This is a genomic window from Ottowia caeni, assembly GCF_050821495.1.
Classification (GTDB): domain Bacteria; phylum Pseudomonadota; class Gammaproteobacteria; order Burkholderiales; family Burkholderiaceae_C; genus Ottowia; species Ottowia caeni.
Genome location: NZ_CP151080.1, coordinates 2,677,402 through 2,703,286, shown reverse-complemented (window position 1 = coordinate 2,703,286; position 25,885 = coordinate 2,677,402). Strand labels below are relative to the sequence as shown.

General features: G+C 58.5%; 22 protein-coding genes and 5 pseudogenes. 25 read left to right on the top strand and 2 right to left on the bottom strand.

The window, feature by feature from the left end; genetic code table 11:
• Positions 1 to 24 precede the first annotated feature (24 nt).
• The 19 genes and pseudogenes from AAAK34_RS12965 to AAAK34_RS12875 all read left to right on the top strand — a co-directional run bounded on the left by AAAK34_RS12965 (position 25) and on the right by AAAK34_RS12875 (position 17,754).
• Positions 25 to 1,005, top strand: a complete 981-nt coding sequence (locus AAAK34_RS12965) for a beta-ketoacyl-ACP synthase III (RefSeq protein ID WP_231698158.1) — start codon at positions 25 to 27, stop codon at positions 1,003 to 1,005.
• 119 nt (positions 1,006 to 1,124) lie between these two features.
• Positions 1,125 to 2,093 (top strand): ACP S-malonyltransferase, encoded by a 969-nt coding sequence (fabD, locus tag AAAK34_RS12960; protein WP_231698124.1) that lies wholly within the window; start codon positions 1,125 to 1,127, stop codon positions 2,091 to 2,093.
• Positions 2,094 to 2,843 (top strand): 3-oxoacyl-ACP reductase FabG, encoded by a 750-nt coding sequence (gene fabG / locus AAAK34_RS12955; RefSeq protein ID WP_231698125.1) that lies wholly within the window; start codon positions 2,094 to 2,096, stop codon positions 2,841 to 2,843.
• Between the two features lie 202 nt (positions 2,844 to 3,045).
• Positions 3,046 to 3,282, top strand: coding sequence for an acyl carrier protein (gene acpP, locus AAAK34_RS12950; protein WP_028603046.1), 237 nt, complete (start codon positions 3,046 to 3,048; stop codon positions 3,280 to 3,282).
• Positions 3,283 to 3,291: 9 nt separating this feature from the next.
• Positions 3,292 to 4,535, top strand: a pseudogene (gene fabF / locus AAAK34_RS12945) (beta-ketoacyl-ACP synthase II).
• A 58-nt stretch (positions 4,536 to 4,593) separates the two neighbouring features.
• Positions 4,594 to 5,094 (top strand): hypothetical protein, encoded by a 501-nt coding sequence (locus tag AAAK34_RS12940; protein WP_431777351.1) that lies wholly within the window; start codon positions 4,594 to 4,596, stop codon positions 5,092 to 5,094.
• Positions 5,095 to 5,129: 35 nt separating this feature from the next.
• Entirely contained in the window at positions 5,130 to 5,762 is a 633-nt protein-coding gene (gene rpoE / locus AAAK34_RS12935) for an RNA polymerase sigma factor RpoE (RefSeq protein WP_231698127.1), read from the top strand.
• Positions 5,763 to 5,829: 67 nt separating this feature from the next.
• On the top strand, positions 5,830 to 6,477 hold the full coding sequence (locus tag AAAK34_RS12930) for a sigma-E factor negative regulatory protein (protein WP_431777350.1): 648 nt from the start codon (positions 5,830 to 5,832) through the stop codon (positions 6,475 to 6,477).
• Positions 6,478 to 6,506: 29 nt separating this feature from the next.
• Positions 6,507 to 7,574, top strand: coding sequence for a MucB/RseB C-terminal domain-containing protein (locus AAAK34_RS12925; protein ID WP_431777349.1), 1,068 nt, complete (start codon positions 6,507 to 6,509; stop codon positions 7,572 to 7,574).
• Between the two features lie 50 nt (positions 7,575 to 7,624).
• Positions 7,625 to 9,118, top strand: a complete 1,494-nt coding sequence (locus AAAK34_RS12920; RefSeq protein WP_231698130.1) for a DegQ family serine endoprotease — start codon at positions 7,625 to 7,627, stop codon at positions 9,116 to 9,118.
• Positions 9,119 to 9,642: 524 nt separating this feature from the next.
• Positions 9,643 to 11,450 (top strand): annotated as a pseudogene (lepA, locus tag AAAK34_RS12915) (translation elongation factor 4).
• Positions 11,450 to 12,415 carry a signal peptidase I gene (lepB, locus tag AAAK34_RS12910; RefSeq protein WP_231698131.1) on the top strand — a complete coding sequence of 322 codons (966 nt, stop codon included), beginning with the start codon at positions 11,450 to 11,452 and terminating at the stop codon, positions 12,413 to 12,415. Before lepA ends, lepB begins: the two are co-directional and overlap by 1 nt.
• Positions 12,416 to 12,433: 18 nt before the next feature.
• Entirely contained in the window at positions 12,434 to 12,796 is a 363-nt protein-coding gene (locus AAAK34_RS12905; protein WP_231698132.1) for a DUF4845 domain-containing protein, read from the top strand.
• 57 nt (positions 12,797 to 12,853) lie between these two features.
• Positions 12,854 to 13,560, top strand: a pseudogene (gene rnc / locus AAAK34_RS12900) (ribonuclease III).
• Positions 13,532 to 14,521 (top strand): GTPase Era, encoded by a 990-nt coding sequence (gene era, locus AAAK34_RS12895; protein ID WP_231698134.1) that lies wholly within the window; start codon positions 13,532 to 13,534, stop codon positions 14,519 to 14,521. Before rnc ends, era begins: the two are co-directional and overlap by 29 nt.
• Positions 14,522 to 14,560: 39 nt before the next feature.
• Positions 14,561 to 15,323: pseudogene (gene recO / locus AAAK34_RS12890) on the top strand (DNA repair protein RecO).
• Positions 15,323 to 16,087, top strand: a complete 765-nt coding sequence (locus tag AAAK34_RS12885; protein ID WP_231698136.1) for a pyridoxine 5'-phosphate synthase — start codon at positions 15,323 to 15,325, stop codon at positions 16,085 to 16,087. The pseudogene recO and the gene AAAK34_RS12885 overlap by 1 nt, the downstream one beginning before the upstream one ends.
• A 3-nt stretch (positions 16,088 to 16,090) precedes the next feature.
• Positions 16,091 to 17,166 (top strand): annotated as a pseudogene (nagZ, locus tag AAAK34_RS12880) (beta-N-acetylhexosaminidase).
• Positions 17,167 to 17,217: 51 nt separating this feature from the next.
• The gene (locus AAAK34_RS12875) at positions 17,218 to 17,754 is read left to right on the top strand and encodes a hypothetical protein (protein ID WP_431777348.1); all 537 of its coding nucleotides are present in this window, start codon (positions 17,218 to 17,220) and stop codon (positions 17,752 to 17,754) included.
• On the opposite strand, the gene lysS is transcribed toward AAAK34_RS12875, so the two are convergent.
• Entirely contained in the window at positions 17,681 to 19,234 is a 1,554-nt protein-coding gene (gene lysS, locus AAAK34_RS12870) for a lysine--tRNA ligase (RefSeq protein WP_231698139.1), read from the bottom strand. The two genes, AAAK34_RS12875 and lysS, sit on opposite strands and share 74 nt — an antisense overlap.
• Before the next feature lie 160 nt (positions 19,235 to 19,394).
• Between lysS and AAAK34_RS12865 the strand changes: the two genes are divergently transcribed.
• The 6 genes from AAAK34_RS12865 to AAAK34_RS12840 all read left to right on the top strand — a co-directional run bounded on the left by AAAK34_RS12865 (position 19,395) and on the right by AAAK34_RS12840 (position 25,208).
• Positions 19,395 to 20,558 carry a lipopolysaccharide biosynthesis protein gene (locus tag AAAK34_RS12865; RefSeq protein ID WP_431777347.1) on the top strand — a complete coding sequence of 388 codons (1,164 nt, stop codon included), beginning with the start codon at positions 19,395 to 19,397 and terminating at the stop codon, positions 20,556 to 20,558.
• Between the two features lie 142 nt (positions 20,559 to 20,700).
• Positions 20,701 to 21,309 carry an acyltransferase gene (locus AAAK34_RS12860; protein WP_431777346.1) on the top strand — a complete coding sequence of 203 codons (609 nt, stop codon included), beginning with the start codon at positions 20,701 to 20,703 and terminating at the stop codon, positions 21,307 to 21,309.
• Positions 21,306 to 22,367: a glycosyltransferase gene (locus AAAK34_RS12855; RefSeq protein ID WP_231698141.1), complete on the top strand. Its 1,062-nt coding sequence runs from the start codon at positions 21,306 to 21,308 to the stop codon at positions 22,365 to 22,367. Before AAAK34_RS12860 ends, AAAK34_RS12855 begins: the two co-directional genes overlap by 4 nt.
• Positions 22,357 to 23,382, top strand: coding sequence for a glycosyltransferase family 2 protein (locus AAAK34_RS12850; RefSeq protein ID WP_231698162.1), 1,026 nt, complete (start codon positions 22,357 to 22,359; stop codon positions 23,380 to 23,382). The genes AAAK34_RS12855 and AAAK34_RS12850 overlap by 11 nt, the downstream gene beginning before the upstream one ends.
• Positions 23,383 to 23,398: 16 nt before the next feature.
• Entirely contained in the window at positions 23,399 to 24,559 is a 1,161-nt protein-coding gene (locus AAAK34_RS12845) for a DegT/DnrJ/EryC1/StrS family aminotransferase (protein ID WP_231698142.1), read from the top strand.
• 34 nt (positions 24,560 to 24,593) lie between these two features.
• The gene (locus AAAK34_RS12840) at positions 24,594 to 25,208 is read left to right on the top strand and encodes a sugar transferase (protein ID WP_231698143.1); all 615 of its coding nucleotides are present in this window, start codon (positions 24,594 to 24,596) and stop codon (positions 25,206 to 25,208) included.
• 30 nt (positions 25,209 to 25,238) lie between these two features.
• Here AAAK34_RS12840 and AAAK34_RS12835 read toward each other — a convergent pair whose 3' ends face one another.
• Positions 25,239 to 25,862 (bottom strand): LON peptidase substrate-binding domain-containing protein, encoded by a 624-nt coding sequence (locus tag AAAK34_RS12835; protein ID WP_231698144.1) that lies wholly within the window; start codon positions 25,860 to 25,862, stop codon positions 25,239 to 25,241.
• Positions 25,863 to 25,885 lie beyond the last annotated feature (23 nt).

Below are 25,885 nucleotides of genomic sequence, written 5' to 3'. Positions count from 1 at the left end.
CCTCATTCGAAATTACACGTGAAAATGACCAGTCGCCATTCCCGAATTACCGGTACCGGCAGTTATCTGCCGTCGCGCCGCGTCAGCAACGACGAGTTGGTAGCTGAACTGGCGCAACGCGGAGTCGAAAGCTCCGATGAGTGGATTGTCGAGCGAACAGGGATCAAAGCCAGGCATTTTGTGGAGCCGGGTGTCGCCTGCAGCGATCTGGCTGTACCGGCAGCTCAAGCCGCCATGAAGGCCGCGGGTGTACAACCCGCTGATATAGACCTGATCATTGTGGCAACATCCACCCCCGATATGGTGTTTCCCGCCACGGCAGCCATCGTGCAGCATAAGCTGGGTATTGCGGGCTGCCCTGTATTCGATGTGCAGGCTGTGTGCAGCGGCTTCGTTTATGCGTTGGCCGTGGCAGACGCCATGATCGCCAACGGAACGGCCAACCGTGCGCTCGTGATTGGTGCCGAGGTGTTTTCTCGACTCCTGAATTTCGACGACCGCACGACTTGCGTGCTTTTTGGGGACGGCGCCGGCGCGGTGGTTCTGGAAGCCAGCAGCACACCAGGCATTTTGGCCACTGATTTACACGCCGATGGCAAGCATGTAGGCATCCTGTGTGTTCCCGGGCATGTCTCCGGCGGACAAGTCACCGGCAGTCCGCTCTTGACCATGGATGGGCAAGCTGTTTTCAAGTTGGCGGTCGGCGTGCTCGACAAAGCGGCCAGAGCAGTTTTGGCGAAGGCGGGCAAGACGGAAGCCGACATCGATTGGCTCATTCCGCACCAAGCCAATATCCGCATCATGCAGGGCACAGCCAAGAGACTCCACCTGCCGCTGGAAAAAGTGGTGGTCACCGTGCATGAGCACGGCAACACCTCTGCGGCGTCAATTCCCTTGGCGCTTGATCATGCAGTGCGTTCTGGGCAAATTACCCGAGGTCAGACCTTGCTTCTGGAAGGAGTCGGTGGAGGCTTCACCTGGGGAGCCGTACTTCTAGATTTCTAAAAGCGTGTTCCAGGAAATTTAACACGCTCCAGGGCACGGGCTTCCGCGCGTTGCGTCGCGTGCGCATTTCGAGCTTCTTTCATCAAAATCCGTCGATCCGATAGAGGATCTTTGTATTCATGAAACCTGTTACCTTCGTATTTCCGGGTCAAGGCTCGCAGTCTGTTGGCATGCTCGACGCTTGGGGCGATCACCCCGCGGTTGTCGAAACACTGGCCGAAGCATCTGAAGCCCTGGGTGAGGATGTTGCCTCCCTGATTCGCACTGGCCCCAAGGAGGCCTTGGCTCTAACCACCAACACCCAACCGGTCATGCTGGTGGCTGGTGTGGCCGCTTGGCGCGTGTGGCGTGCAGAGGGTGGTGAGACGCCTGCGGCACTGGCAGGCCATTCACTCGGTGAGTATTCAGCGCTGGTGGCCTCGGAAGTTCTCACGCTCGCGCAAGCCGCCCCGCTGGTGCGTTTTCGTGCCGCGGCCATGCAAGACGCTGTACCAGTAGGCGCGGGGGCCATGGCTGCCATCCTGGGTCTGGATGCCGCAAAAGTAATTGCTGGATGCGCTGAAGTCACCCAGGCCATGGGAGAGGGTAGCTCTGAAGTGGTGGAGGCTGTGAACTTCAACGACCCTGCTCAGACTGTCATCGCCGGTAGCAAACTGGCCGTCGAAAAGGCATGTGAAGTGCTCAAGAGCATGGGAGCCAGGCGCGCGCTGCCGCTGCCGGTTTCCGCGCCGTTCCACTCCAGCCTGATGAAGCCGGCCGCTGAAAGGCTGCGTGAGAAGCTGAGCGAAATTCAATTCGCTGCGCCTCGAATCCCCGTGGTCAACAATATTGACGTATCGATTGAAGATGAACCCGGCCGCATTCGCGACGCGCTGTATCGCCAGGCTTTCGGGCCTGTTCGATGGGTGGAATGTGTGCGGAAAATAAAGGCCATGGGCATTGCGACCCTGGTCGAATGCGGTCCTGGGAAAGTGCTGGCAGGCATGGCCAAGAGGATTGACGCCGAGATGGAAGGCGTTGCGCTCTACGATCCAGCCACGCTCGCCGAAGTCAAGTCGCTGGTGGCAGGCCTTGCCGGGAGAGGTTGAATGACGGATGTTGTATTTGCGGGTCAAGTGGCCCTGGTGACTGGCGCCTCCCGGGGTATTGGTGCGGCAATTGCGCAGGAGCTTGCCCTGCGAGGCTTAAAGGTGGTGGGTACAGCCACCACTGATGACGGAGCGGCGAAGATCAGTGCGGCTTTATCCGCCCATCCGGGCTGCCGGGGCGCTCGTCTTGACGTCAATGACGCGGCCGCGGCAGAGGCTCTGATCGATGCGATCGTCAAGGAGCATGGTGCGTTGCATGTGTTGGTGAACAACGCCGGCATTACGCGCGACATGCTCGCCATGCGAATGAAAGACGAAGATTGGGATGCCGTGCTCGATACCAACCTGAAATCTGTTTTTCGCCTGAGCCGCGCCGTCATGCGCACCATGATGAAGCAGCGCTATGGGCGTATCATTAGCATTACGAGTGTTGTGGGTGCATCCGGTAACCCCGGGCAGGCCAACTATGCTGCAGCCAAGGCCGGAGTGGCTGGCATGACCCGCGCGCTGGCGCGAGAGCTGGGCAGTCGGAACATTACAGTAAACTGCATTGCACCCGGGTTCATCGCCACCGACATGACAGCGGCTTTGTCTGATGAGCAACAAAAGGCGCTCGTAGGTCAGATTCCTTTGGGTCGGCTGGGTCAGCCAGCTGACATTGCTCGTGCGGTGGCGTATTTAGCAAGCCCTGACGCTGGGTACATCACGGGCCATGAGCTGCATGTCAATGGTGGCATGTTCATGAACTAAGGCGCTGAGCAACGCCAAATTCCCGCTTGAGCGGGAGTGCGGCTGAGTTTTTGTCAACGTTCGACGGAAGTTCGGATGGCAGTGAAGGAGGAGCGAAAAATCCCCTCACTAAATCCCTACACTATTTCATTCCTGAGCCTAACCGGAAATACACTTGTCGGCGCAGGTAAAATCCTTTTTTTACAACCCTCAGAGGGAACCCATGAGCGATATCGAAGCACGTGTCAAGAAAATCATTGCCGAGCAACTCGGCGTGGAAGAGTCACAAGTCACCAACGAAAAAGCCTTCGTGGCCGATCTGGGTGCCGACTCCCTCGACACGGTGGAACTGGTGATGGCGCTGGAGGATGAGTTCGGCATCGAGATCCCCGACGAAGACGCTGAGAAGATCACCACCGTGCAGGCGGCGATCGACTACGCCACCTCCAAGAAAGCCTGAGTCTCGATGATGAGCCGGCGCCGCGTCGTCGTTACTGGCCTTGGTTGTGTGAGCCCTGTGGGCAGCACGGTGGCCGAAAGCTGGGCCAACTTGCTCGCGGGCCAATCTGGTATCGACCTCATCACCCAGTTCGATGCCAGCGCGTTCGCGTGCCGGTTCGCGGGTGAAGTCAAAGGCTTCAACGCCAGCGACTTCATACCCGAAAAAGAAGCGCGCCACATGGATCGCTTCATTCACCTCGGCATCGCCGCAGCCACCGAGGCTGTGCGCGATTCAGGTTTACCCACTGGTGATGACCTTTCCCCCGAGTTGGCCGAACGCATAGGCTGCAACATCGGTTCGGGTATTGGTGGGCTGCCCATGATTGAGGCAACGCACACCGAGTTGGTCAATCGCGGTCCGCGCCGCGTGTCTCCTTTTTCGTGCCTGCATCGATCATCAACATGATCTCAGGGCACGTCTCCATTCAAAACGGCTTCAAAGGGCCGAACATCTCTGTTGTTACGGCCTGTACAACGGGATTGCACGCCATTGGCCTGTCCGCTCGCCTCATCGAAACCGGTGATGCCGATGTCATGGTGGCTGGTGGCGCAGAATCCACCGTATCTCCTTTGGGTGTCGGCGGGTTCGCAGCTGCCAGGGCATTGTCTACACGCAACGATGATCCCAAGACGGCCTCTCGTCCCTGGGACAAAGATCGTGACGGCTTCGTCCTCGGCGAAGGTGGCGGTGTCATGGTGCTAGAGGAATACGAGCACGCCAAGAAGCGGGGAGCCAAGATTTACGCTGAACTGGTTGGCTTTGGCATGAGTGGTGATGCTTTCCACATCACAGCCCCCGACATTGATGGCCCCAGGCGCTCGATGCAATCGGCCTTGCGCAATGCCGGAGTCAACGCCGATTCGGTTGATTATGTCAACGCGCATGGCACCTCCACGCCGCTGGGCGACCTGAACGAAACCAACGCCATCAAGGCTGCGCTGGGCGATCATGCCAAGCGTGTTGTTGTCAATTCCACCAAGAGCATGACGGGCCATCTGTTAGGCGGCGCTGGCGGCATAGAGAGTGTGTTTACAGTTTTGGCGATTCATCATCAGAAGAGCCCGCCCACCATCAACATCTTCGAGCAGGACCCGGAATGTGATCTGGACTATTGTGCCAACACTGCCAGGGACATGAAGATCGATGTGGCTGTGAAGAACAATTTCGGATTTGGTGGCACCAACGGCACGCTGGTGTTCAAGCGAATCTGAAGTTCAGAGGCACTGACGTGCCTCTGAACTCGCCGATTTCGCGGGTGCTGCATCCTGAATGACTGAAGTACCGCAAGTCCCTGCTGTGGTCTACCCGGTAGGGCGGTCACCCCAGCTAGGCTTCGGAATGCTGGCACTTTGGTTGGTGGCTGCCGTAGTGGTATTGTGCTGGTCAGGCGATCAAGGGCTTGGTCGTAACTTTCTGGAATGGCGGCTTGCTTTGCTATTGCTGGCGCTTGCGGTGTCGGGCGGTGCATTGTGGTCGTTCTGGCGCTCCCAGAGGGCACGTAAACTGGCGTTTGATGGTAGCCGATGGTTGGTGGAGGGGCCTGATGTCATTCCCGATCCAGCAGAACCCACGCAAATCGCCATTGTTCTGGATGCACAGCGCTGCATGCTCCTCCGCTGGCCTGCTGTTTCGCGAAAATCGCACCAGGTTAAGTGGCTTTGGGCGGACGCATCTTCTGACCCTTTACGCTGGCATTTGTTACGCTGTGCGTTATATTCCCCCGCCAACCGTCCCACCGGCACAGTGTCCGGTGGCACTACCAAAATTTGACATTAGGAACTGCGGCAGCGCAGGCTGATTCATCCTTGCCTTCCACCTCCGATACTCCCGTCTCCTCCTCCGATAGCGATGCACTCTTGGTCGAGCGTGCTGCCGCGGGCGATCAGCGGGCGTATGAACTTCTCGTGATCAAGTACCAGCGGCGTATCGAGCGGTTGATCGGCCGCATGGTTCGGGACGTCGACATAGTTCAGGATATTGCCCAGGAAACCTTTATCCGCGCGTGGCGTGCTCTCCATCAGTTCCGGGGGGACGCTCAGTTTTATACCTGGCTCTACCGTATTGCGGTCAATACCGCCAAGAAAACCCTGCTCGAAATGAAGCGCGATCCGTTGATCACTGAAACCGCTTTGCAGGCTGCTGACAGCGACGATGAAACTTCCCGCCCGCAAAACGAACTAACCACCGAGGCCACTCCTGAAACTGAGTTGGCGGCACGCGAAATAGCCGCTGCCGTCAATGCGGCGATGGAGGCCTTGCCTGAAGATTTACGTCAGGCAGTGACACTGCGGGAAATAGAAGGTTTGAGTTACGAAGAAATCGCGGAAGCCATGAACTGTCCTATCGGTACTGTGCGTTCCCGGATTTTCCGTGCGCGCGAGGCTATTTCAGCCAAAGTTAAGCCGCTCTTGACTCACCAAACCGGAAAGCGGTGGTAGTGGTCATGGGTACGATCGGTAAACATGGGATCGCGAGGCGGGAATGAAAGCGCTAATGATGGTCGATATGCAAACACAAGACGAAATTCAACCCGGACACGAACAGGTTTCTGCGTTGATGGACGGGTGTTTAACTGGCGCCGAGTTCGAGATTGCAATGCAAAGCACTGCCTCAGACGAAGTGCGGGAATGCTGGCACCTCTATCACCTGATTGGTGACACCCTGAGATCGCCCGAGCTTGCTGCCTGCCAGCACGACGCGCGCTTTGTCCAGCAACTCAGCGAGCGCTTGAAACTGGAGCCTGTACCCCCCATCAGAATTCAGCCAGTGGTCGCAGCGGCTCCGATTTCCCCGGGCTACAACCCCGGGAAATCGGCTGCAAACGACGGCGTGTTCCGCTGGAAGCTGGTCGCGGGGCTGGCTTCTTTCGCAGCCGTGGCTGCATTTGGTTGGGGCTTGCTTGGAAGCGTGGGGACGCAGTCTGCTGGTCCGCAATTGGTATTGAACGCTGTGCCAGCCTCTGGTGCTGCACGTGTCGAGTCGCGCGCCATGGCGGCGTTGCCTGCCGCAGCTGAAGCAGAGGCACCGGTCATGCTGCGTGATCCGCGCCTGGATGAGTTCTTGGCCGCGCATCGGCAAGCATCAGGTGTGTCCGCCTTGGGTGACGCCTCCGGTTTCCTGCGCAACGCGACATTCGAAGGGTCCGGGCGTTGATCGGCGGCGGGTTTGTGGTTCCGGTTCGCATGCTCCCCTCTTCCTGGAGTCAGCGTGCGGGTTCTTGGGCGCGCGCGGCATTGCGCATGGCCGTGATATGTGGTGCTGGTGGAATGCTTGGCTTGGCATCAGCACAGAGCGTCGGCCAGTTTGGTCCCGGAAGCCAAGATGCCGTGGGGCCGCCGGAGCGCAGTGTGGCCGAATGGCTGGTGCGGTTACAGCAGGCCTCCCGGTGGCCAGCCTACTCCGGTACGTTTGTTGTCTCCTCTTCATCAGGAGCACTCTCGAGTGCGCGCATTTGGCACGCGAGCGAAGGTGACACGCAAATTGAGCGCGTCGAATCGCTCACAGGTGTGCCACGCCAGACTTACCGCCGCAACGAGTCGGTCGTTACATTTTTTCCGCAAGCACGAGTGGTGCGTGAGGAAAATCGTGAGTCAGGAGGCGTATTTCCCTCTTTGCTCCAAACCGGTGAAAGCTTCGACACTGCGAGTTTTTATATAGCGCGTCAGTTGGGTAATGGGCGAGTAGCGGGTTTTGATGCAGATATCGTGCTCCTCGCTCCGCGCGACGAGATGCGCTTCTCCTACCGGATCTGGAGCGAGAAAAAGACGGGGCTGGTGGTCAAGACCCAAACCCTTGATGGCAACGGGCGCGTTCTGGAGCAAGCAGCCTTTTCCGAGTTGACGCTTGATGCGCCAGTGCAGATCGACAAGCTCAAGCGGATGATGTCGGATACCCAGGGGTACCGTGTCGAAAAGCCCCACAAGACCAAAACCACTGCCGCTGCTGAAGGTTGGCATTTGAAGCCCCCTGTCGCAGGCTTTAAAGCCCAAAACTGCTACCGGCATTCGCCTTCCGCACCCACTCGGATGGTGCAGTGTATTTTTTCAGACGGTTTGGCTACGGTGTCGCTTTTCCTGGAGTCATTCAGCCGCGACCGCCATGTGCGCGAAGCTCGTTGGGCCATGGGGGCCACGCACACCATGACCAAGCACATCGTGGGAAGCGATGGCGAATGGTGGGTGACGGCAGTTGGCGAAGTTCCGGCGCAGACCTTGCAGGAATTTGTCGACAGCCTCCGCCGTGTGAAATAGCCGCTTGCACGGGCGGCGCTTTTTTAGTCGTTTGAAGGAAGCATTGTCATATGGTGAATCTCAATATTAAGGGTGCGGCTGCCGCCGCATGGGCTGCACCGTTGCTGGCAGTGGGTCTGCTGACTGCTTGGCCTGCGACCGTGAGCGCTCAGCAGCCGGTCGCTGCCTCGGTGCGTGGATTACCCGATTTCACTGATCTGGTCGAGCAAGTAGGGCCAGCCGTGGTGAACATTCGGACCTTGGAGCGGGTGCGTGCCGGCTCCGGTGCGGGTGGAATGGGCGGCCAGATGGACGAGGAAATGCAGGAGTTCTTCCGGCGCTTCTTTGGCATGCCTTTGCCAAATACTCCTCGACAAGGACCCAACCGGCCAACTCCCCAGCCGGAGCGAGAGCAGCCCCGTGGCGTCGGCTCCGGTTTCATCGTCTCCTCAGACGGCTACGTGATGACCAACGCACACGTGGTTGACGGGGCAGATGAGGTCATCGTCACGCTGCCCGACAAAAGGGAGTTCAAGGCCAAGATTGTTGGCGTGGACAAGCGTACAGACGTCGCAGTGGTGAAGATCGATGCAGCCGGTCTGCCCATTGTGAAGATTGGTGATGTGAATCGCTTGAGGGTCGGAGAGTGGGTTGTCGCCATTGGCTCGCCATTCGGGCTTGAGAGTTCAGTCACAGCAGGCATCGTGAGCGCCAAGCAACGGGACACCGGTGACTACCTCCCACTTATTCAGACTGATGTCGCCGTGAACCCCGGAAACTCTGGTGGACCTTTGCTCAACATGCGCGGCGAGGTCGTGGGCATCAACAGTCAGATCTATTCACGTTCGGGCGGCTACATGGGCATCTCCTTCGCCATCCCGATCGACGAAGCGATGCGGGTTAGCGAACAATTGCGCGCCACAGGCAGGGTAACGCGCGGCCGTATTGGCGTTCAGATCGACCAGGTCACAAAAGAGGTGGCTGAATCCATTGGCCTGGGTAAAACACAAGGCGCGCTGGTGCGCAGCGTGGAGCCCGGTTCACCAGCTGATAAAGCCGGGGTTGAAGCGGGCGACATCATCACGCGCTTCGAAGGAAGGGCCATTGAAAAGGCTTCTGACCTACCACGCGCAGTGGGCAGCGTCAAACCTGGTACGCGCAGCGCCATAACCGTGTTCCGCCGCGGTGCTAGCCGCGATTTGACGATCACCGTCGCCGAGATGGAGCCGGACAAGTCCGCAAGTCGAGCGGTCGAACCTCCGGAAGCACCGAAGGCTGCTGGTGCTTCGGTTCAGGCACTCGGTCTCACGGTCAGCAATCTTACCGATGCCCAACGCAAGGAACTCAAGGTTAAGCGCGGAGTCCGGGTAGAAGCGGCAGTTGAAGGTGCCGCCCGAGCCGGACTGCGCGAAGGCGATGTGATCCTGGCGGTAGGAAATACCGAGGTCAGCAGCATTCGCGAGTTCGAAGCTGCGGCTGCTAAAACAGACCGGAACAAGTCTGTCACGCTGCTGGTGCTGCGAGGCGAGTTGGTCCAGTACGTGATCGTGAGACCTGCGCGGTAGGCCATTCCATTTGAGGTGCTCCCGTCGGCCTCCAGCCGTTTTGGCAAACCGGAAAACCCCTGATCTGTAGTCGGTTTTTGGGGTTTTTCCGGCCTCCCGCAGCCATCAGACCCCTGGGCTGCGGAGTCAATCATGATTTTTCAACAGGTTCTTGTCTTCGGGTACATATTGTTTTGGATAGAATCACGCACCAATTGGTTGGACAACACGTATATGGATAGTCCATAAATCCACCATGCGGAAAGCGGCGCGCCTACTTCACATGCATTCCGCAAAAAGACCACAGCCTGCACCGGGGGAGTCTTCGTTCACCCTGTTGATAAGCTGTTAATAAATTTCCGTTGCGGCCTCACAACGACTGGTCATTAGTGATCGGGGGCTTCGGGAAAGGCTCTTTTTGCCTACAATGAAGCTCCAACTATCGCAGTTGCCATAGATTGTTGGTTGAGGGCGCGTCACTTCCCTGGCGCGCCCTTTTTTCATGCGCACCGCCCGTTATTTCAAATACTTGGCTCGACTCCTTGATGGACCACATCAGAAACTTCTCGATCATTGCCCACATTGACCATGGCAAATCCACCCTGGCGGATCGCCTGATACAGCGGTGCGGCGGTCTCGCTGAGCGTGAAATGCAGGCGCAGGTGCTCGACTCGATGGACATCGAGAAAGAGCGGGGGATAACCATCAAAGCACAGACAGCGGCGCTGCAGTACAAGGCGCGCGATGGGAAGATCTACAACCTGAACCTCATTGATACTCCGGGCCACGTCGACTTCTCCTATGAAGTCTCACGCTCACTCTCTGCCTGCGAGGGGGCGCTGCTCGTGGTGGATGCCTCTCAAGGCGTGGAGGCGCAGACCGTGGCCAACTGCTACACGGCTCTCGATCTTGGTGTAGAGGTGCTGCCCGTTCTCAATAAGATGGATCTGCCGCAAGCCGATCCAGACACGGCCAAGGCGGAAATCGAAGACGTGATCGGCATTGATGCGAGCGATGCGATCGCCATCTCGGCCAAGACCGGTATGGGTATCGACGACGTACTAGAGCAGATCGTCGCGAAGGTGCCCCCGCCGCGCGGACAAGTCAATGCTCCGCTGCGCGCCATGATCATCGACAGTTGGTTCGATGCATATGTGGGCGTCGTGATGCTCGTGCGGGTGGTGGACGGCCACCTGCTAAAAGGCGAACGCTTCAGGATGATGGCTTCGGGTGCCGTCTACGATGCGAACAACCTGGGTGTTTTTACTCCCGCGCCTCAGTCACGAGATTCACTGCAGGCCGGCGAGGTAGGTTTCATCATTGCCGGCATCAAGGAGTTGAAGGCCGCAAAGGTGGGGGACACCATTACCCTGGACAAGAAGCTTCCGGGCAACCTCGGCCCGGCAGAGAAGGCGCTACCCGGTTTCAAGGAAATTCAGCCTCAGGTGTTTGCAGGGCTGTATCCCACCGAGGCCAATCAATACGACGCTCTGCGCGACAGCCTGGAAAAACTGCAACTCAACGATGCATCGTTGCACTTCGAGCCAGAGGTTTCGCAGGCGCTGGGCTTTGGTTTTCGCTGCGGCTTCCTCGGCTTGCTGCACATGGAAATTGTTCAGGAGCGGCTCGAGAGAGAGTTTGATCAGGATCTGATCACCACCGCTCCAAGCGTGGTCTACGAGGTTCAGAGGGCGGACGGCGAAGTCCTGATGGTCGAGAATCCTTCGAAAATGCCTGATCAGGGCAAGATTCAGGAGATCCGTGAACCCATTGTCACGGTTCACTTGTACATGCCTCAGGAGTATGTTGGCCCGGTCATGACGCTAGCCAATCAGAAGAGGGGGTCCAGCTGAACATGGCCTACCACGGCCGTCAGGTCATGCTGACCTATGAGTTGCCGCTGGGCGAGATCGTGCTCGATTTCTTCGACAAGCTCAAGAGCGTGAGTCGCGGTTATGCAAGCATGGATTACGAATTCAAGGAGTATCGAGCTTCTGACGTTGTAAAGGTGGACATTCTGCTGAACGGCGAGAAAGTCGATGCGTTGTCGATCATCGTGCACCGCAGTCAGTCTCAGTACCGTGGCCGTGCAGTGGCCGCCAAGATGCGTGAGATCATTAGCCGGCAGCAGTTCGACGTGGCAATTCAGGCCGCCATTGGTGCCAACATCATCGCGCGCGAGAACATCAAAGCGCTACGCAAGAACGTGCTGGCAAAATGCTACGGGGGCGACATAACGCGTAAGCGCAAACTCCTGGAAAAACAGAAGGCGGGCAAGAAGAGAATGAAACAGATCGGTGCGGTGGAGGTGCCTCAGGAGGCGTTCCTGGCAATCTTGCAGGTGGAGGATTAATGCCGCTTCTTACAGCAATCATTCTTGCCGGGTTCGTAGGGTACGCCACCGCCTGGTATCTTGGCCTGCTCGAAGGGAATTTCGCGCTTTTGCTTTTCCTCGCGACCTTTGTCACCGGAATTTACTGGCTGGCAGACCGATTTATTTTTCTGCCGCGCCGTCGAGCGGTGGCAGAAGCTTTGCAGACGCAAGACGACCACCGACGCGCAAACTTGGCTGCGCAGGGCATCAAGCAGGTTGATGGTGACATTTCCGCCGCGCGTGAGCGTGTGCTGGCTCAACCTTGGTGGCTGGATTGGACTGCCGGCCTCTTCCCCGTTATTTTGATTGTCTTTCTGCTGCGTTCCTTTGTGTTCGAGCCGTTTAAGATCCCCTCGGGTTCCATGATCCCCACGCTGCTGATCGGGGATCTGATTCTGGTGAACAAATTCACCTACGGCCTGAAGCTGCCGGTGCTCAACACTCGCGTGACGGAGGGCAACCCTGTACAGCGTGGTGACGTGGTGGTTTTTCGCTACCCACCGAAGCCTAGTGTTGATTACATCAAGCGTGTGGTTGGTGTGCCAGGCGACGAGGTTTCCTACCTGAACAAGAAGCTCACCATCAACGGCCAACCCATCGCGCAATCACAGCTCTCGGATTTTTTCGACGAGTCGATGATGGAATACTTCAAGCAGTTCGATGAGCAGCTGGGTGCGAAGTCACACAAAATCATTGTCGACGCGCGTCGGCCAGCCTTTGTTCCAGGTGCAGACAACTTCAAATACAAGGAGAATTGCCGTTACAGTGTGGAAGGCGTGACTTGCAAAGTGCCAGAAGGCCATTACTTCGCCATGGGCGACAATCGAGATAATTCCCTCGATTCGCGCTACTGGGGCTTTGTGCCAGATGCAAATGTGGTTGGCAAGGCGTTTTTCGTATGGATGAACTTCGGTAACCTGAAGCGCATTGGCTCGTTCAATTAAATTATTCAAGAAGCGGCAATGAAGCAAATTTCTTCGCAGCGGGGGATTTCTTTCCTGGGCTTGTTGTTCCTGGGTGTGGTGGTCGCCTTTCTCGCCATCGTTGGAGCCAAAGTGGTGCCAACGGTCACGGAATTCATGACCATCCAGAAGGCTGCGAAGAAAGCCGCCTCTGAAGGTGACACCGTACCGGCGGTCAGGGCTTCATTCGATCGAATCGCATCAATCGACTACATCAGTTCGATTTCCGGGAAAGACCTCGACATCACCAAGGATGGCGATCGAGTCGTGGTCAACTTTGCCTATGACAAGGAAATTGCTCTGTTCGGGCCGGCGTACCTGCTCCTTAAGTACAGAGGCTCTTCAGCCGGAGGCTACAACTGACAGCGTATGGAAAGCGGCAGCAGGCGCTGAATCTGCCGTACCCGAAAGGGCAATAACGTGAGAAACGCGCTTGAACTCCTGCAGGTCCGCCTGCAGCACCAATTCACCGAGCCAGCTTTACTGAACAGGGCGCTCACACATCGCAGCTTTTCAGCGGACCATAATGAGCGTCTGGAATTCTTGGGAGATTCCGTGCTCAATTTGTGCGTGGCCCACTTGCTATTCGAAGCACTGGCCGATCTGCCCGAAGGTGACCTTTCACGAGTGCGGGCCAACTTGGTGAAGCAAGATACCTTGCATCGCCTGGCTCTTGAGTTGGGGTTACCCGAGCGGATTCGCCTGGGTGAAGGTGAACTGCGGTCCGGCGGGCAAAAAGACCTTCCATACTCGCGGATGCCCTCGAGGCTGTGATTGGCGCGGTCTACCTGGACGGCGGCTTCTCAGCGGCGCAATCCTTGGTGCGCCGACTCTTTGATCGAGTTGAGATCAATCCCGGGATGCAGGCCGCAGTCAAGGACCCCAAGACCGCCTTGCAGGAATGGCTGCAAGGGCGCAAGATGCAGTTGCCTCAATATACAGTTGCCGGCATCCATGGGGCGGCGCATTTGCAGACCTTCGAGGTGCAGTGCTCCATTGCCGAACTGAACCTTCAACAGATGGGTAGCGGCACCTCTCGCCGCGCTGGTGAGCAGGCTGCAGCCGCCGCGATGTTGAAGCTGTTGAACCAAACGAAACATGATAGAAACTACAAAAAGCACGGTTGATGACGCAGCCTCCATTGGCCCTGAGGATCCCGCTGGATCCGGAGGGTCGGCTGGGCAGCGCTGCGGGCTGATCGCCATCGTGGGTAAACCCAATGTCGGCAAGTCGACGTTGCTCAATGCGCTCGTCGGCCAGAAGATCAGTATCACCAGCCGCAAGGCGCAAACCACGCGCCACCGCATCACGGGTATCAGGACGCTGCCCAATAATGAGGGCGGTGGAACCCAGTTTGTCTTTGTCGACACTCCAGGTTTCCAGACGCGGCACAGCACAGCTCTGAACAAATCACTCAACAAGACCGTGCTCGGTGCCATTGATGGTGTGGATCTGGTGCTTTTCGTAGTCGAAGCAGGTAGCTTTACCCTTGGAGACGCTAAAGTCCTGGCGTTACTGAGAGAGGGAACTCCCACACTGCTGGTAGCCAACAAGCTCGATACCGTGCACCGACGTGCGGAGATCGCCCCGTGGCTGAAGGACATGCAGGAGCGTCATCCATTTGCTGAGTTTGTTCCGCTCTCCGCCAAAAACCCCAAGGATGTGGCTCGCCTGCTTTCGATCTGTGAGCCTTACCTACCCGAGCAGCCTTGGTGGTATTCCGAAGACGAGTTGACTGACAAGAGCGAGAAATTCCTCGCCAGCGAGGTCGTGCGTGAGAAGCTCTTCAGGCTCACGGGCGACGAATTACCCTATACCTCTACCGTCGTTATTGACAAGTTCGAAGAGGAAAAAAGCAAGGCCCACGGACGCATGGTCAAAATCGCGGCCACCATTGTGGTTGAGCGCGATGGGCACAAGGCCATGGTCATCGGTGAGAAAGGTGAGCGCTTGAAGCGCATTGGAACCGAAGCACGTCAGGAGCTTGAAAAGCTGATGGGGTGCAAGCTTTTCCTGGAAATCTGGGTGAAAGTGCGTTCCGGCTGGGCGGACGACGAGGCACGTGTGCGCAGCTTCGGGTACGAGTGATCCGTGCGCTGCTTGCCTTGTTGATTCTGCTAGCGCCTGATGAAGCGCGTCAGCCACGAACCCGGTTACGTTCTGCACCGTTACGACTGGAGTGAATCCAGCGTCATTGTGGAGGCTTTCACTCGCGCTTACGGTCGCATGGCTTTGGTTGCCAAGGGCGCCAAGCGGCCTTCTTCCAATTTTCGCCCTGTACTGTTGCCTTTGCAGCCCCTGATGCTCAGTTGGGGCGGTGATGCGGAGATCCGTACCTTGAAGAGTGCCGAGTGGGGGAGGGCACGTGATGCCGACTGGCGATGCCTTGCTGTCAGGCTATTACGCCAATGAGCTGCTCATGCGGTTGCTTGCACGCGAGGACGCCCATGCACGCCTGTTCGACGCCTATGCGGCCTTGGTTCATGTGCTCGCAGCGGAGAAGGGTGAAACTCTTCACGCGGGTGCTTTGCGTGCCTTTGAACTGTTGTTGCTTCGCGAGACCGGACACTTGCCGACGCTGGACGCGCAAACGCTGACCTTTGCGTCACTGTTGCCTAAGGAGCGATACAGCCTGGTGCCAGAGGGCGGCCTGCGCCGCACCCATGAAGAAGATGGCAATGCCTGGCTCCCCGGCGGCAGTTGGCTTGCGCTGGCGGCCGGACTGGCAAACGAAGCACCCTTTACAACGGTGCTCAGCCTCTGCGCGCACCTGCCTGGTGAGCAGCGTGCCAGCCTGCGCCAGCAACTGCGCGGACTGCTGCACTACCATTGTGGTGGTGGAACCTTGCGCACTCGCCAGATGATGATCGATTTGCAATCTTTTCCGTGATGAAAACCCATCTTTCCGTTAACGTCAATAAAGTCGCGCTTGTTCGCAATACGCGCCACTTGGGTATTCCGAGTGTCATGCGTGCAGCTGAAGCGTGTTTGCGCGCCGGTGCGCACGGTATTACGGTGCACCCGCGTCCCGATCAAAGGCATATTCGTGCATCGGATGTGCATGACCTCGCGGCCCTGATGAAAAAATGGCCAGGCCGGGAATACAACATTGAGGGCAATCCCACTCAGAACCTGATGGATTTTCTTCACGCCGTCAGGCCGGATCAGTGCACCTTTGTGCCCGACAGTGAAGACCAGTTCACCAGCGACCATGGCTGGAACCTGGATGACCCGACAATCTGCGAACGCCTTGCACCTCTGATAGGAGAGGCCAAGGCGCTGGGAGTCCGCGTGAGCCTTTTCATGGATCCGCTACCCGAGCAAATGGCGGCTGCGCGTGCACTCGGTGCTGACCGTGTCGAACTGTATACCGAACCCTATGCGGCCGCATGGGCCAGCGGCGTCGAGTCGGCCAAGCTGAATGAACTCCATCGCTATGCGGAAGCAGGTCAGGCCGCACTGGATGTAGGCCTAGGGGTCAACGCAGGTCACGATCTGAACCGCGACAACCTCTCAGAGTTCTTGCGGCGAGTGCCTGGCGTGGCTGAGGTGTCCATAGGCCATGCCTTCATCGCGGACGCTCTGGAGCTGGGCTATGTGGCCACGGTAGGCGAGTATCTGCGCAGCATTGAGGCTGGCAACGCGGAAGTCTGAAATATGCAGCATGCACCACTAATTATCGACATCGAAGGCACAAGCCTCAGCTATGTCGACCGTCGCAGGCTGGCGAATCCGCTGGTTGGCGGCATGATCCTGTTTGGCCGCAACTGGGAAAGCCGCGAGCAACTCACGCAGTTGACGGCAAGCATCAAGCGCTTGCGTGCTGATCTCCTGATCTGCGTTGATCACGAGGGCGGGCGGGTACAGCGCTTTCGCACCGATGGCTTCACTCATTTGCCTCCTATGCGCGCGTTGGGTGAGCTCTGGATGCAAGACGCCATGCGAGCGCAGGGGCTGGCAACCGCCTGCGGCTTTGTGCTGGCCGCCGAGTTGCGTGCCTGCGGGGTGGATTTTTCATTTACCCCTGTACTTGACCTCGACTGGGGCCCTTCTGGAGTTATCGGCGACCGCGCGTTCCACGCCGACGCGCGTGTGGTCACGATGCTTTCCAAGGGCATCATGCACGGATTGCTGCGAGCTGGAATGTTCAATTGTGGCAAGCATTTTCCGGGGCACGGCTTCGTGGCGGCTGATTCGCATACGGAGCTTCCGCGCGACACGCGTACCCTGAAGTCCATTCTGGCTCAGGACGCGGCACCTTATGGCTGGCTAGGCATGGCCCTGGACGCCGTCATGGCGGCGCACGTGGTCTATACCAAAGTCGATAGCCGTCCGGCGGGCTACTCGGCTCGCTGGCTGCAGGAGGTGCTGCGCGGGGACCTGGGCTTTGGTGGGGCAATTTTTACAGACGATCTCAGCATGGAAGCCGCGCGCCATATAGAGGGCCGTACCGTGACTCCCGCCGAAGCCGTGCTGGCGGCGCTGGAGGCAGGATGTGACCTGACACTGCTGTGCAATCAGTCACTGGGCGGGGAGGGGTGATCGACGAGACCATTATCAGCCTCGACGAAGCACTAATACAAGGCAGGTGGGCCCCCTCGCCGGCAAGCGAAGCACGTCGGCAGGGCTTGCTACCCAGGCTGCCGCCGCTTGACTGGGATGCCCTGATGCATTCGCGGCAATACCTGGATGCGCTGGCATTGGTATCTGAAGCAGCGAAAATGGCGCAGTAGGCGGATTTTGAACGAAGTTGAACTTCAGGTTTTCGAAAGGGTCACAATAGCATGAACGAAACGTTTTTCCGTCAATTGCCTTCGTCACCCTACGCCCGCACCTCCGGCGGCGCAATGGAGCGTATTGTTGCCGGCATCATGGGTCTCATGGTGTGGGCAACTTTGGCATTCATGGGCCTCATCGTGGCTGCCAGCCTGCTCATCTGGCTGGCCGTGGCCATTGTGTTCAGCCTGATTTCCAGCCTCTTCACAGGGCGTCCGGCCACCGTCACCTTGCTGTGGCGTCGTTACCGCGACATGACACGCCAGCGCTGGCCAGCCCACAACGCTTCCAGCAATACACCGCGTGCTGATGCAACAGCTGCTACCGCAGCGGCTACCCCCCTTCCAGGGTTGAAGACGTCGTATGGCGAGAAGTTCCTTCCGCAAACGACACCTCCAGCACCAATCGCTGATCCATTTTCAAGCTTCGAAGCGCTCGCGCTCAGCCGGGCGCTTCTGCCTTATACAAAGGCTATGCTTCTCGCCTTAGGGCGGGGAACAGGATCACGTCCCGGATGCTGGGCGAATCGGTCAGCAGCATCATGAGTCGGTCAATGCCCACACCGCAGCCGCCGGTTGGTGGCATGCCGTATTCCAGGGCTCGCACGAAGTCGGCGTCGTAGTACATGGCCTCGTCGTCACCAGAGTCTTTGGAAGCTACTTGCGCGTGCAGGCGTGCAGCTTGATCTTCTGCATCGTTCAGTTCGCTGAAGCCGTTTGCCATCTCGCGGCCGGTAATGTAGAGCTCAAAACGCTCGGTCACCTCTGGGCGGGCGTCGTTGGCGCGCGCCAAGGGGCTGATCTCGGTGGGGTGTTCCATGATGAACGTGGGGTCCCAAAGCTGATCTTCCACGGCTTCCTCAAAGTACATCACCTGCAGCGAGGGAAGGCTACGGGTAGAGAGTTTTTCCTTTTCTTCGCTGAGGCCCAGCTTCTTCAGGCGACGAATCAACTCGGTGGTGTCATCCACATGCGCACCAATGTCGGTATGGGCATGAATGGCTTCGCGAATGGTCATGCGCTTGAAAGGCTTGGCAAGATCCACACGGCGGCCCTGGTACTCCAACTCCAAGGTGCCGACGGCCTTCTGGGCGGTATCGCGAAGCAGTGCCTCGGTGAAGTCCATTAGATCGAGGTAGTTCCAGTACGCAGCATAGAACTCCATCATGGTGAACTCGGGGTTGTGCCGAACGCTGATGCCTTCGTTGCGGAAGGAGCGGTTAATCTCGAACACGCGCTCGAAGCCGCCCACTATGAGCCGCTTCAAATACAACTCGGGCGCAATGCGCAGGAACATCTGCTGATCAAGCGCATTGTGATGAGTGACGAAGGGTTTCGCATTGGCGCCCCCAGGAATGGGGTGCATCATGGGTGTCTCAACTTCCATGAAAGCGTTCTCAGTCATGAAGGCGCGCATCGCCGAAAGCGTCTGACTCCGGGCGGCAAAGCGGCCGCGAGCGGTTTCATCCATGATCAGGTCGACATAACGCTGACGATACTTCAACTCCTGATCCTGCATGCCGTGGAATTTGTCCGGCAGCGGCCGGAGGCTCTTGGTAAGCAGGCGAATACGTGTGGCGTGAACGGAGAGTTCACCTGTCTTGGTCTTGAACACCCACCCCTCTGCAGAGACGATATCGCCAAGATCCCAGTGTTTGAAGGCGGCGTAGTCCTGTTCACCGACCTCGTCACGCGCCACATAGATCTGGATGCGCCCGGTGGCGTCTTGCAGTGTCGCGAAGCTTGCCTTCCCCATGACGCGTTTGAGCATCATTCGGCCGGAAATGCTCACCAGGACCTTTTCCCCGGCGGCAATATTTGCATCAAAATCAGCCTTCTCGGTCGCTCCATGGGCTGCGTGCAACTCGGCTGCGCGGTTCTTGGGCTTGTAGTCGTTCGGAAAAGGTACAGGGCCGCCTTGAGCCTGGGCTTCCCGCAGGGCCCTCAGCTTCTCCCGCCGCTCGGCGATCAGTTTGTTTTCGTCTTGTTCGGGCGCGGCGGGGGTGGAAGCGGTTGTTTCGGACATGTTCGAGCTGAAATATGGGGATGGCACGCGGGATAATGTCCGCAGCCAAACCTATGATTTTAGGCGCCCCTAGATATCCCATGCATTCTGCTCCCTTGATCTTCCCAACTTCCAGCTGCGCAAGTGCCTGCTGGAGAGGGGGCACGCCTCAAAGAAACGCATGACCAGGGGCTCCTCTACGCTCGTGCATGCCACGCTGACGCTCCTTGCTGGCGGGGCGCTTGCGCAGTTGGTGCCACTGCTTTTATGGCCTGTCATAGCGCGATTTTTCTCTCCCGCTGCCATGGGCAGCTTCACCCAATTCAGCACTGTGGCCGCAGCACTGGCAGTCGCCGCCTGCTTGCGTTACGACTGGGCGTTGCCGATGGCCCAGAAGGACCCGGAAGCGCATGCCTTGCTGGCACTGTCATGGCGCATCGGCTTGGCAGCGGTGCTGCTTTGTGCGCCTATGGGGTGGGCACTTCATGCAGCGGGACTGCTTCCCATGCCTGCCTTGTTGCCCCTGGCGGTGGGTTTTTCGGCATTGGCACAGGTTCTTATGATGTGGGCCAATCGGGCGCGCCGCTTTCAGACCATGGCGTTCAGTCGTGTGATTCAATGGGGCGGAGCGGCTGTGGGGCAATTGGTACTGGGTTACCTGTTGTGGCGCACTACTGGCGAAGCCCCGTTGGGCACCGATGCGGCGTGGGCACTGATTGTTGCGCCCATGGCCGCGCAGGCGCTGGCCTCATTCTGGTTGCTGTGGCCCGCACCGGTGGGTGGCTGGCGCACGGTAATGCTTCCAGCCTCGAAGGCTTTGCACAGCGCCATGCGTACGGTGGCGTATCGATACAGGGACTTTCCCTTGATCAACACCCCACACGCCTTTCTCGGGACGTTGCAGGACGCTTTTGCTGTGGCCTTGCTGGTGGCCATGACAGGTGAGGCTTCGGCTGGCTTCTGGGGGTTGGCGCTGCGCTATTTGAAGGCGCCGTCGACATTGATCGGAACTGCTGTGTCGCAGGCGCTGTACCCGCGCCTTGCAAATTCCGAGCCCGCCGCGGCTCGCCGCATGGTGCGTCAACTAATGCTCTTGCTGGGCGTGCTGGCCCTGGCATTCATGGCGTTGTTGATGCTTGCCGGGCCTTGGCTTTTTTCCACCGTATTCGGGTCTTCCTGGCTTGAGGCGGGGAGCTCGCACGCGCGCTTTCGCCCTATATCGCGGCGCATTTTGTCGCGGCTCCTTTGGCAGTGGTCACCATGGCATGGCAGGCGCAACGCTGGGCTTTTCGTTGGGCCTTGGTCGGGCAGGTGGTGTTCGTGCTTGCGCTGGCGTGGGGGCTAAGACAAGGTGGCCTACAAGGCGGAGCCTGGGCAGTATCTGCCGCCATGCTGCCCTACTTCGGGTGGTATTTTTATCGTCTGGCACGGTGGCCGAATATTCCAGTCCCTACTGCAGGTCAACACTCAGAACGAGGAGGTGCATCTTGACCGGGATACGCACGTGGGCCAACCGTTTGCGCCGCCGGCTTTGGCATGTGCTCTTTTTTCGCATGCTCTTTGGTGAGCGCAGCCAAGGCCAAAATTTGCCTCAGACGCGTATTTCGCCCAGCACATGCATTGAGCACGAAAAATCCCTGCAACTACAGGACGACGTTTTTGTTGGTCACTTCAACTTTATCGAGGCAAGTTCGGGTGTGAGCATAGGGCGCGGTACGCAGGTGACGAACTTCGTCAGCATCATCAGCCACAGTACGCACCGCAGTGTGCGCGTGGCGGCTCAGCTATCCGGATTTGACGTTTCGGAAGCTGCGTCTTCGGTCATTCGAGCGCCTATTGCGATTGGCGAGCGATGTTTCATCGGCCCGCACAGCACCATTGAGGCCGGCACCACGATCGGGCACGGCAGCCTGGTGGCGGCACACAGCCGTGTGCGGGGCGAGTTCCCGGATTTTGCCGTTCTGGCTGGCAGCCCGGCCCGTGTCGTCGGAGACACACGCGAAGCAGATGCCCGCTGGTTGGCCTCACACCCCAATCTGCGGGCCGCGTACGATCTCTGGCGTGCCAAGCTCGCCGAACGGGGTGAATCGCCATGACTGGTCATTTGTGTCTGCTGGGCGACGCAAACAGTGTGCACGTACAGCGTTGGGTTGGGGAAATGCGCGCCCGTGGCTGGCAGGTGTCAGTGGTTACCGCACGGCCGCATCCGATCGAGGGCGTGCGTCAAGTTGTGCTGCCGCCGGTTCGCAGAACCACGGATTGGTTATGGCGGGTTGGTGCTGCGCGCCGCGCCGTGGCTGAGCTGAAGCCCGACATCGTCCACGCACATTACGTTACGTCTTACGGTTATCTGGCGGCCCGCAGCGGTCGACACCCGCTGGTCATGACTGCCTGGGGGAGCGATCTTCTGGTGACGCCTAAAAGTAACGTGGTGCTGCGCCTCTTGACTGCCTGGATTCTTGGTCAAGCCGATCTTGTGACCGGCGATTCACCCGATTTGTTGGCCGCAGCTCATGAGTTACGCAATGGATTGAGCACTGAACTGATTCATTGGGGCGTTGACCTTGCTCGCTTTTCTCCAAGGGCGTGGGAGGAAAAACCGGGTTGTGACGCTGTGAGCCTGCGCAGCTGGGAGCCCAACTATCGTATCGATGTGATTTTGCGGGCATTGGCGCATGTCCGTAAGAAGCGCTCGGACGTTCGCCTGCACTTGTTGGGAGGCGGCTCTCTTGAAGGGGCTCTGCGTGCCCAGGTATCCGAATTGGGGCTGCAAGATGCCGTGCGCTTTCATGGCAAGCTGGATGATGCGGGCATGGCCGCTGTACTTGACCGTTGCCGATTTTCCATTAGCGTGCCTGAGAGCGACGCCACCTCTGTTTCAGTGCTGGAAAGCATGGCCTGTGGCCTGGCGGTCATCGCTTCTGATCTGCCCGCCAATAGGGATTGGTTGCCTGCGGGCGCTCTAGTGCCTGCCGGCGACGCTGGGGCACTGGCGGAACGTTGGGAGACTCTGGTCCAGGATGATGAGCAGGCGTCGTTTCTAGGCGAGTGCAACGCCGAGCGGATTGTGCTCGAGGGGGACCGGCAAGCGCAAATGAATGCCATGGATCGGCTGTATCGACGATTGCTGGGGTCAGACGTTCATGTCAAGTAATGCTGATGCCGTCACTCAGCTTGTCAGCGTGATCGCTCCCTGCCGCAATGAGCACGCCTACATTGATATTTTTTGCGATCAGGCGCTGGCGCAGCAGCTACCTCCAGGCTGGCAGTTGGAGGTGCTGGTGGCCGACGGTGGTAGCGATGATGGCACGCGTGAGCTACTTGAAGCTCGTGCGAAGCGGGAAGGGCGTCTGATCCTTGTGGATAACCCGGCTCGCATCGCCTCTGCGGGGCTGAACGCCTGCTTGGCGCATGCGCGGGGTGCGGTGATTGTTCGCATGGACATTCACACCACATTCGCACCCGACTACGTCCTGCAATGCCTCAGCGCTCTGGAGCGCAGCAGCGCGGACAACGTCGGAGGCCCCTGGGTAGCCCAAGGTGTGGATGCGATGGGCCAAGCCATTGCGGCGGCTTTCCAGTGTCCGTGGGTAGTGGGCGGCGCACGGTCGCGCGACCTAACTTACGAGGGCGAGGTGGATACGGTCTACTTGGGCTGCTGGCCACGTGCAAGCTTCGAGCGCTTTGGTCATTTTGACGAGTCGCTGGTGCGCAACCAGGACGACGAACACAATCTGCGCATTCGGCTGGCGGGAGGGCGCGTGTGGCAAAGCGCTGACATTCGCTCCATCTACCGGCCACGCGGCTCCTTGCGGGCACTGTTCGCACAGCAACGCCAGTATGGCTATTGGCGCCCCTTCGTGATGAAAAAACACGGTCAGCCCGGCTCGCTGAGGCAACTGGTTCCTATGGTCTTTGTGGCAGCCTGCATGGCCTCAGGGGTGGCGACTCCCTGGTTCGCTGCGCCTTTCGTCTCGTTGTCCCTGGCATACGGGCTTTATCTGACAGTTGCTTCGTGCAAGGCAGCCAAAAACGCGCAAAATCTCATGCGCTTGCCTGCGGTCATTGTGGCTTATCACTTCGGGTACGGCATAGGCACGTGGCAGGGGTGTTGGGACTTGGTCCTGGGTCGGCGCGCTGGCCAAGCGCAAACTCGCCTGACCCGATGAAGCGACAATTCACACCATGACGCAAGCGTTTCCTTTTATTCCTTATTCACGACCGGATATCGGCGAAGACGAGATCGATGCCGTGACGCGCGCCATGCGCTCAGGCTGGGTTACCACAGGCCCTGAAACCAGGGCTTTCGAGCAGGACTTTGCTTCGTATATTGGGGCAGGCGTTCATGCCATTGCCGTCAACTCGGCCACGGCTGGTTTGCATCTCGCGTTGGAGGCGGCCGGGGTAGGTCCTGGCGACGAAGTCATTGCACCCTCGCTCACCTTTACGGCGACCGTGGAGGTGGCCCGCTACCTGGGGGCAGATGCCGTGCTGGTCGATAGCGATCCCGTGACTCTGAACATTGATCCAGCGAAGATCGAAGCGGCCATCACCCCTCGAACCAAGGCGATTCTGCCGGTCCACTACGGTGGTTTGGCATGCGATATGGACGCTATTTTCTCCATCGCCCGCCGCCATGGAGTGCAAGTGGTGGAGGATGCCGCCCATGCGCTGCCGGCCACGCATGCAGGCAAGCTCATCGGCCAGCTACCCAGCGCAGCCGCCGTGTTCAGTTTTTATGCCAACAAGACCATGACCACCGGAGAGGGCGGCATGATCGTGACGAAGAGCGAGGCATTGGCCGCGCGTATGAGAGTCATGCGGCTGCACGGCATCAGTCGAGATGCATTTGAACGCTTTTCCAGTAGCAAACCCGCTTGGTATTACGAGATAGTGGCGCCTGGCTTCAAGTACAACATGACAGACATGGCTGCAGCCCTGGGGCGCGTACAGTTGCGTCGGCTACCTGGATTTTTGTCCCGGCGGCAAGAGTTGGCAGCGCGCTACCTGAAAGAGCTGCAAGGCCTGCCTCTGGTGCTGCCAGCCAAAGCACCGCCGGGTGATACGCACTCCTGGCACTTGTTCGTGTTGCGTTTGTCTGATGAGGCCACGATCTCGCGCGATGAGGTGGTGCAGGCTATGGCTGATGCAGGGGTGGGTACCAGCGTACATTACGTGCCGCTGCATCGCCAGCCCTACTGGCGCGATCGCTATGGCCTGACTCCAGAGCAGTTTCCCGTAGCAGAAAAAGCTTATCAGCGCATGTTCAGCATACCTTTGTTCACCGCTATGAGCGACAGCGAGCAGATGCGGGTCATAGCCGCGTTGAAGGATATTGTGCGGTGATTGGTGAGCCTATGCATTCCTGTCGTGTCACCGTATGAAGTCAGACGGCTCAAGGGCCGCCAAGCGCGCGTTGGATCTTGGCCTTGCATTGGTTGCGCTGCCGTTGGTGTTGCCCCTGATGGCTGCTGTTTCGTTGTGGGTGCGTCTCGATTCACCCGGTCCCGTGCTGTTTCGGCAAGAGCGCGTGGGGCGCGACGGCCAGTTGTTTCGCATTCACAAGTTCCGCACCATGCATGTCCAGGCGGCAGGCGCTGGACCGCAGTTAACTGCGGCTGGCGATGCTCGAGTTACCAGGGCTGGACGCTGGCTTCGGCGCACCAAACTGGATGAATTGCCCCAGTTGATCGACGTGCTGAAAGGGGATATGAGCCTCGTTGGTCCTCGGCCGGAGGTCCCGCGCTACATGGCGCTGTATGCTGATGACGTTCGCCAGAAAATTCTATCGGTGAAGCCGGGCATTACCGATCGGGCCGCGATAGAGTTCCTGGACGAGGAGCGGCTGCTGGCCCTTAGCGACAACCCCGAGGCGACCTATGTGCAGCACATCATGCCGATCAAGCAGGCCTACTATCTGGAATATGTCGACCAGCACAGTGTGGCAGGCGACTTGCGAATTCTTCTGGACACTCTGCGTGCCCTGTTCAAGTAAGAGGGCAGAAAGACAAGCGCGCTTTGAAGGCTAAACCCCAGCTCGGTTCAAGATGTCGGCAACCAGTTCGAGCCGCAGGAGCGGGCTGTCCAGCACCATCAGTTGTTGCTTGAGCTGCCCGGACAGCGGTAACAGTTCGCACCAGCGGTTGGCAACCCAGCCGCAATCTTCGTAGAGACTCGGCTCTAGATCTGGGCCAAGTGTCCCCCGCTGGCGCAGGGTTTCTCGCAGCTGGTGTAACGCATCGGCCGAGTGTTTCAGATCATCGGGAATCAGTACTGCGGCGTCGCGCGCCAACAGAGTGACGTCCGCGACCCAGAGTCCGTGCTTGAGCCGTTTTTGCTGATTGATTTGAAAGCGCTGCCTACCCTCGCATTTCACATGCAGCAAGCCGGCCTGGGTGCGCTCCATTGCCACAATGTGAGCCATGGTTCCAACGGTTTCCAGCCGCTCTTCGGGCGCCCCGGCAACCTGAACTTCGCTGCCTTCTCGCAGATGAATCACTCCAAAGGGTGCGCCGGTTTTGTGGCATTTCTCAATCAGATCCAGGTAGCGGACTTCAAAAACCCGCAACGGTAGCTCTCCTCCGGGAAACAACACGGTACCCAGGGGGAAAAGTGGCAACGATGAAAGGGTGAGGGTGTCTTCGGCCATGGCAAGAAAAGTGCTGTGGAAAT

Excerpts from the sequence above, each read along its gene's own strand:
- AAAK34_RS12875 (WP_431777348.1), top strand. The coding sequence starts at position 17,218 with ATGAACGAAACGTTTTTCCGTCAATTGCCTTCGTCACCCTACGCCCGC.
- fabG (WP_231698125.1), top strand. The coding sequence starts at position 2,094 with ATGACGGATGTTGTATTTGCGGGTCAAGTGGCCCTGGTGACTGGCGCC.
- AAAK34_RS12905 (WP_231698132.1), top strand. The coding sequence starts at position 12,434 with ATGAAGCAAATTTCTTCGCAGCGGGGGATTTCTTTCCTGGGCTTGTTG.
- AAAK34_RS12885 (WP_231698136.1), top strand. The coding sequence starts at position 15,323 with ATGAAAACCCATCTTTCCGTTAACGTCAATAAAGTCGCGCTTGTTCGC.
- lepB (WP_231698131.1), top strand. The coding sequence starts at position 11,450 with ATGCCGCTTCTTACAGCAATCATTCTTGCCGGGTTCGTAGGGTACGCC.
- lysS (WP_231698139.1), bottom strand. The coding sequence starts at position 19,234 with ATGTCCGAAACAACCGCTTCCACCCCCGCCGCGCCCGAACAAGACGAA.
- AAAK34_RS12855 (WP_231698141.1), top strand. The coding sequence starts at position 21,306 with ATGACTGGTCATTTGTGTCTGCTGGGCGACGCAAACAGTGTGCACGTA.
- AAAK34_RS12845 (WP_231698142.1), top strand. The coding sequence starts at position 23,399 with ATGACGCAAGCGTTTCCTTTTATTCCTTATTCACGACCGGATATCGGC.
- AAAK34_RS12965 (WP_231698158.1), top strand. The coding sequence starts at position 25 with ATGACCAGTCGCCATTCCCGAATTACCGGTACCGGCAGTTATCTGCCG.
- AAAK34_RS12925 (WP_431777349.1), top strand. The coding sequence starts at position 6,507 with ATGCTCCCCTCTTCCTGGAGTCAGCGTGCGGGTTCTTGGGCGCGCGCG.
- era (WP_231698134.1), top strand. The coding sequence starts at position 13,532 with ATGATAGAAACTACAAAAAGCACGGTTGATGACGCAGCCTCCATTGGC.
- AAAK34_RS12850 (WP_231698162.1), top strand. The coding sequence starts at position 22,357 with ATGTCAAGTAATGCTGATGCCGTCACTCAGCTTGTCAGCGTGATCGCT.
- acpP (WP_028603046.1), top strand. The coding sequence starts at position 3,046 with ATGAGCGATATCGAAGCACGTGTCAAGAAAATCATTGCCGAGCAACTC.
- AAAK34_RS12835 (WP_231698144.1), bottom strand. The coding sequence starts at position 25,862 with ATGGCCGAAGACACCCTCACCCTTTCATCGTTGCCACTTTTCCCCCTG.
- AAAK34_RS12840 (WP_231698143.1), top strand. The coding sequence starts at position 24,594 with ATGAAGTCAGACGGCTCAAGGGCCGCCAAGCGCGCGTTGGATCTTGGC.
- AAAK34_RS12865 (WP_431777347.1), top strand. The coding sequence starts at position 19,395 with ATGACCAGGGGCTCCTCTACGCTCGTGCATGCCACGCTGACGCTCCTT.
- fabD (WP_231698124.1), top strand. The coding sequence starts at position 1,125 with ATGAAACCTGTTACCTTCGTATTTCCGGGTCAAGGCTCGCAGTCTGTT.
- AAAK34_RS12930 (WP_431777350.1), top strand. The coding sequence starts at position 5,830 with ATGCAAACACAAGACGAAATTCAACCCGGACACGAACAGGTTTCTGCG.
- AAAK34_RS12920 (WP_231698130.1), top strand. The coding sequence starts at position 7,625 with ATGGTGAATCTCAATATTAAGGGTGCGGCTGCCGCCGCATGGGCTGCA.
- AAAK34_RS12940 (WP_431777351.1), top strand. The coding sequence starts at position 4,594 with ATGACTGAAGTACCGCAAGTCCCTGCTGTGGTCTACCCGGTAGGGCGG.